Source organism: Streptomyces oryzae, assembly GCF_017676365.1.
Taxonomy (GTDB): Bacteria; Actinomycetota; Actinomycetes; order Streptomycetales; family Streptomycetaceae; genus Streptomyces; species Streptomyces oryzae.
Map to the genome: position 1 here is coordinate 1 of NZ_JADKMA010000300.1, position 5,367 is coordinate 5,367.

The 5,367-nt window shown below is 71.9% G+C and carries 4 protein-coding genes and 1 pseudogene; 3 read left to right on the forward strand and 2 right to left on the reverse strand.

Annotation, left to right across the window (positions count from 1 at the left end; all coding sequences use genetic code 11):
• Positions 1 to 543, reverse strand: a pseudogene (locus tag ITI46_RS32855) (hypothetical protein); the annotation flags it as partial.
• A gap of 218 nt (positions 544 to 761) precedes the next feature.
• Between ITI46_RS32855 and ITI46_RS32860 the strand changes: the two are divergent.
• The 3 genes from ITI46_RS32860 to ITI46_RS32870 all read left to right on the forward strand — a co-directional run bounded on the left by ITI46_RS32860 (position 762) and on the right by ITI46_RS32870 (position 3,504).
• A complete protein-coding gene (locus ITI46_RS32860; RefSeq protein ID WP_209243601.1) occupies positions 762 to 1,568 on the forward strand; it encodes an ABC transporter permease in 807 nt (268 codons plus the stop codon).
• Positions 1,561 to 2,445 (forward strand): ABC transporter permease, encoded by an 885-nt coding sequence (locus ITI46_RS32865; RefSeq protein WP_372452130.1) that lies wholly within the window; start codon positions 1,561 to 1,563, stop codon positions 2,443 to 2,445. The genes ITI46_RS32860 and ITI46_RS32865 overlap by 8 nt, the downstream gene beginning before the upstream one ends.
• A 93-nt stretch (positions 2,446 to 2,538) precedes the next feature.
• Positions 2,539 to 3,504, forward strand: coding sequence for an ABC transporter ATP-binding protein (locus ITI46_RS32870; protein ID WP_209243602.1), 966 nt, complete (start codon positions 2,539 to 2,541; stop codon positions 3,502 to 3,504).
• A gap of 30 nt (positions 3,505 to 3,534) precedes the next feature.
• Here ITI46_RS32870 and ITI46_RS32875 read toward each other — a convergent pair whose 3' ends face one another.
• A complete protein-coding gene (locus ITI46_RS32875; RefSeq protein WP_209243604.1) occupies positions 3,535 to 4,833 on the reverse strand; it encodes an SGNH/GDSL hydrolase family protein in 1,299 nt (432 codons plus the stop codon).
• Positions 4,834 to 5,367 lie beyond the last annotated feature (534 nt).

The window sequence follows — 5,367 nt, forward strand, 5'->3', positions numbered from 1 at the left end:
GGGCTGCTGGGGCGGGGTGGACGCCGTCGGCACAGCGGGCGTCTCGCTCGGGGCAGCCGGCTCGCCGGATGCGGGCTGCTGCGGTGCCGCGTTCTGCGGGGCTGCCTGGGATGCGGGCTTCTCCGACGCCGGCTCCGGCGCCGCCGCCTGCTGCTCGCCCGGCGCGGGCCGCTGCTCGGGCTCGGTGGGCTGCTTGCTCCACGAGGGCTGCCGCGGCGCGGATATCTGGCGCTCGTCCGCGTCGTCCGCCGCGCTCGCCTCGCCGGCGGCGCTCGATGCGGCGGGCGAGGCGGTGGGCGAGGCGGCGGCACCTCGCTCGGCCTCCGGCTCCGCCGGCTGCTCGGAGTCCCGTCGGGCGGACCCGGCGTGCCGGTCGGCGGCGCCCGATCTGTCCGTACTCTCCCCGGAGGCTCCCGCCCTCTCCTCAGGGGCCCCCGCGCTCGTCCCGGGGGCCTCGGTGGGCTCTCCCCCGGAGGTCTGCTCTGGCGGGCCGTCCGACCCCGGCTCCCGGCCTTCGGCGTCGCTGTTCGGCTCGTCACTCATGTTTGCAGGGACTCCTCGTCCAATGGCGGGCGATGCTGGTACGCCCCGTAGAACACTGTCGCACCCTCCGTACCGGAGAACGCCCTCGGGGCCGTAGCCCGGCCCGGTGGATATTCGATGGTGGCCCACCAAGCCTGTGAGCTAGGCTCCCTGGCTTCGCTCACGCGCGGTGCTCGTACGGAAGTGCTACTGGGAAGACGGTAGAGGGGCTTGAAAGGATGCATCTGCTCCGTCTCAATTTCGCCGTAGCCGTCAGTGGCTTCCGGCGCTACGCCACCTACCGCGTCGCCACGGCGGCCGGCGTGTTCACCAACACCGTCTTCGGCTTCATTCTCGCCTATACCTTCATCGCCCTGTGGCACGAGCGTCCCCACCTCGGCGGTTACGACCAGAGCCAGGCGCTGACCTTCGTCTGGATCGGGCAGGCGATGCTGGCAAGCGTGGCCGTGATGGGCGGCGGTTTCCAGGACGAGTTCTCCGAACGGATCAGGAACGGCGACGTCGCCATCGACCTCTACCGGCCGGTCGACCTCCAGCTGTGGTGGCTCGCCGCCGATCTGGGCCGGGCAGCCTTCCAGCTGCTGGGGCGCGGAGTGGTGCCGCTGGCCGTCGGTGCCCTCGCCTTCGACCTGGCGCTGCCCGCCTCCCCGGGCAGCTGGCTGCTGTTCCTGCTCGCCGTGCTGCTGGCCCTGGTGGTCAGCTTCGCGCTGCGCTATCTGGTCGCGCTGTGCGGTTTCTGGCTGCTGGACGCGACCGGGCTCAACGCCCTGTCCACCCTGCTGAGCCTCTTCTTCTCCGGGATGCTGCTGCCGCTGACCGTCTTCCCCGGCGCCTTCGGTGAGACGGCCCGCCTGCTGCCGTGGTCCGCGACGCTCCAGGTGCCCGCCGACGTACTGCTGGGCGCCCAGCCGGGCGGCGCAGCGGCGGGGCTGGCCTTCCAGACCGGCTGGGCCCTGGTGCTGCTGGCCGCCGGCCGGGCGCTGCAGACCGTCGCGACCCGCAAGGTGGTGGTCCAGGGTGGCTGAGGAGCTGGCCGAGACGCTGCCGCGCTCCCCCGGAGTCCGGCCCCGGAGCGCGCCCGGCGCCGTGCTCAGCCGGGCGGCCTGGGGGCTGCGCGCCTACGGCTTCATCGCGGCGATGTGGGTGCGCTCCACGATGGCGTACCGGGCCTCGTTCGCGATCATGCTGGCGGCCAACTTCGCGACGACCTCCCTCGACTTCGCCGCGATCATGATCATGTTCGCGCAGGTGGACGCGCTGGGCGGCTTCGCGCTGCCCGAGGTGGCCTTCCTCTACGGCACCTCCTGCGTCGCCTTCGGCCTGTCCGACCTGCTGCTCGGCAGCGCGGAGCGGGTCGGCCGCCGGGTGCGGGACGGCACCATGGACGTGCTGCTGACCCGGCCGGTCCCGGTACTGGCCCAGCTCGCCGCCGACCGCTTCTCGCTGCGCAGGCTCGGGCGGATCACCCAGGGCTCGCTCGTGCTGGGCTGGTCCGTGCTGCGGCTGGAGCTGGAGTGGACGCCGGGCAGGATCGCCATGGTGTGCTCCATGGTGCTGTGCGGGGCGGCGATTTTCGGCTGCGTGTTCGTCCTCGGCGGCGCCTTCCAGTTCTGGGCGCAGGACGCCTCCGAGGTGCAGAACGCCTTCACCTACGGCGGTACGACGCTGCTGCAGTACCCGCCCACCCTCTTCGGCAAGGAACTGGTGCGCGGGGTGACGTTCGTCGTCCCGCTGGCCTTCGTCAACTGGCTGCCCGCGCTGCATGTGCTGGGCCGGGACGATCCGCTGGGCCTGCCGGGCTGGGCCGACTACGCGGCGCCCTTCGTCGCGCTGCTGTGCTGCGCCCTCACCGGCCTGGTGTGGCGGGCGGGGCTGCGCGCGTACCGCAGCACAGGAAGCTGAACGGGACAGCACGACAGCACGACAGCACCAGCGCAACGGTGCGACAGCACGACAACACCTGCACAGCAGCACGACGGAAGGGGCGCAGCAGCCGTGGCCGACGAGGGCGGCGAGTTCATCGACGTACAGGACCTGACCAAGACCTTCACGGTGCGCCGCAGAACCGGACTGCTGCGCCGTACGGCCGAGGAGGTGCGCGCCGTAGACGGGATCTCCTTCACCCTGCGGCGCGGCGAGATGGCCGGGTTCATCGGCCCGAACGGCGCCGGCAAGTCGACCACCATCAAGATGCTCACCGGCATCCTCACCCCCAGCGGGGGACGGCTGCGCGTCGCCGGAGTCGACCCCTGGCGTGAGCGCACCCGGCTGGTGCGCCGCATCGGTGTCGTCTTCGGGCAGCGCACCACCCTGTGGTGGGACCTGCCGCTGCGCGACTCCTACGGTCTCGTCCGCCGGATGTACCGCGTCCCGCAGGCCCGCTTCGAGGAGAACCTGGCGCGCTGCGTGGAACTGCTGGAGCTCGGCGATCTGCTGGATGTGCCGGTACGGCAGCTCTCGCTGGGGCAGCGGATGCGCGGCGACATCACCGCTGCGCTGCTGCACGACCCCGATGTGCTCTATCTGGACGAGCCCACGATCGGCCTGGACGTCGTCAGCAAGGCGCGGGTCCGCGAGTTCCTGCGGACGCTCAACGCCGAGCGGGGCACCACCGTGCTGCTGACCACCCACGACCTGAGCGACATCGAGCAGCTGTGCAAGCGCGTGGTGGTCATCGACCACGGCCGCCTGATGTACGACGGCCCGCTCGCCGGTCTGCACGAGGTGGGCCGCGGCGAGCGCACCCTGGTGGTCGACCTGGAGCGCGAACTGCCGCCCATCGAGGGCCTCACCGGCGCCCGCACGGTCCGTACGGAGGGCCCGCGCCAGTGGCTGGCCTTTCCGGCCTCCGCGAGTGCCGCTCCGCTGGTCTCCCGGCTGGCGGCGGAGTACCCGCTGGTGGACCTGTCCATCCGGGAGCCGGACATCGAGGACGTCATCGCCCGGATGTACGCCCGGTGAAGCCGGGCGCGGCCCAGCGCGAGCAGCCCCTCACAGCTTCGCGGGGCGGCCGCCCTTCAGCGTCTTCAGGTCGAGGGCCTGCGACATCGCCTGGTACCCGTTGTCGCTCGGGTGCAGATGGTCGCCCGAGTCGTACGCCGCGCGCAGCCGCTGAGGGTGCGCGGGGTCCCGCAGCGCCGCGTCGAAGTCGACCACGTCGTCGTACACCTTCCCCTTGCGGATCTCGGCGTTGACGGCCTGTCGGACGGCCTCCATCCGCGGGTTGTAGCCGCGGTGCCCGCCGAAGGGGGTGAGCGTGGCGCCCACGACGCGCAGCCCCCGGGTGTGCGCCTGCCGCACGATGTCCCGCAGACCGTTGAGGATCCGCTTGGGATCGCGCTGCCGGGGCGGTTTGATGATGTCGTTGAGGCCCAGCTCCACGACGACGACCTTCACCCCCGTACGGGAGAGCACGTCGCGGCTCATCCGCGTCAGCCCGCTCGGCCCGTTGTTGGGCGAGAACTTGCTGCCGTCGACCAGGACGCGGTTGCCGCTGATGCCGGAGTTGACGACGCTCAGCCGGGGCGCGTCGCGCTCGGTGCGCAGCCGCTCGGCGAGGAAGTCGGTCCAGCGCCGGTTGGCGCCCGGGCTGGAGGTGATGCCGTCGGTGATCGAGTCGCCCAGCACCGCCACAGCGCCCTCGGTCTCGGAGCTCCACACGTCCACAGCGGACAGATAACGCCAGTACGGGCTCTGCTGGTTGAAGGCGGTGCCCGAGGTGTCCTCGGCGCGGTCGCCCTCGGCCACATAGCTGGTCTGCCGTGCGTACGGGTGGTAGGTCACCGGGCCCGAGGGAGTGGGCGAGTAGGTGGTGACCAGCAGGTCAGCGGCGTGCGGCACGTTGAGCCGCACGGAGTCGCTGGTCACCTCGCCGCCGGCCGGGATGGTGACCGAGGGCTTGTTGCCGAAGGTGAGACGGCGCATGCTGCCGGCCGCGGCCGTGGGGTTGCTGGGGGCGGCGGCCAGGGCGATGCTCGCGTGGGTGATGGTCAGCGGGCGGTTGCCGAACAGGTTGGAGAGCTGGATGCGCGCGCCCGTGCCGCCCACCGAGGTGTGCACGACGTTCCTTATCGACATGTTCGCGAAGCCGTCCCTGGTGTGCGGTTCGGCTGCCGCGGGCGCCGCCGACCAGGTGCCGACCCAGTTGCCGGAGGACGCGGGCGCCGCCGAGTTGCGCGCCTGCGGTGAGTCCTCGTCCAGCCCGTTGCCGTTGTTGCCCGCTCCGATGAATATCGCGGTCGAGACGAGGACCACGATCGCCGCCAGTCCGGCGAGCAGGGCATAGCCCATGTTCCTGGTCACGCGCGATGGTTCTCCTCGGGCTGCACGGAGCCCCCGGGCTCCGGATGGTCTGCGGTGCCATGATCCCACGATCGGGGCACGGCGCCCTTGCGGGGGCCGTACGCCGGACGGGCAGTCAGTCGGTCGTTCCCCCGGCACCTGTCATTGCGGATGTTGCTTCACTGCTGCCGCTCACACAGACGCGGAAGACCTTCGCTCCGTTCCACTTGATGCCCGGAGAGGGAGAATGTCCCTCCCCGCGCCGGTCGGCCGACCGGAGGCGGGGCCGGTGCCGCCGGCCGTTGCCGGGCCCGGATTTCCGCCGGTATCCAGGGCGTGGCCAGGGGCGATTCAGGGGGAGGGTGGAGCGGATGGATCCAACGAGCGAGGGCGAGCGGCCCGCAGGTGAGGATGCCCACGTGAGAGCGATCACACGCGGCCGGGCCGCATCCCGGCAACTCACCGGAACCGGGGACGGTGTGTTGGGCCACTCGGGTGGGGCAGCAGACGGTGCCGGTGCCGGTGGCGCGGGGGCGCGTGGGC

Coding starts and splice junctions, on each gene's coding strand:
- ITI46_RS32860 (WP_209243601.1), top strand. CDS start 762: ATGCATCTGCTCCGTCTCAATTTCGCCGTAGCCGTCAGTGGCTTCCGG.
- ITI46_RS32875 (WP_209243604.1), bottom strand. CDS start 4,833: ATGGGCTATGCCCTGCTCGCCGGACTGGCGGCGATCGTGGTCCTCGTC.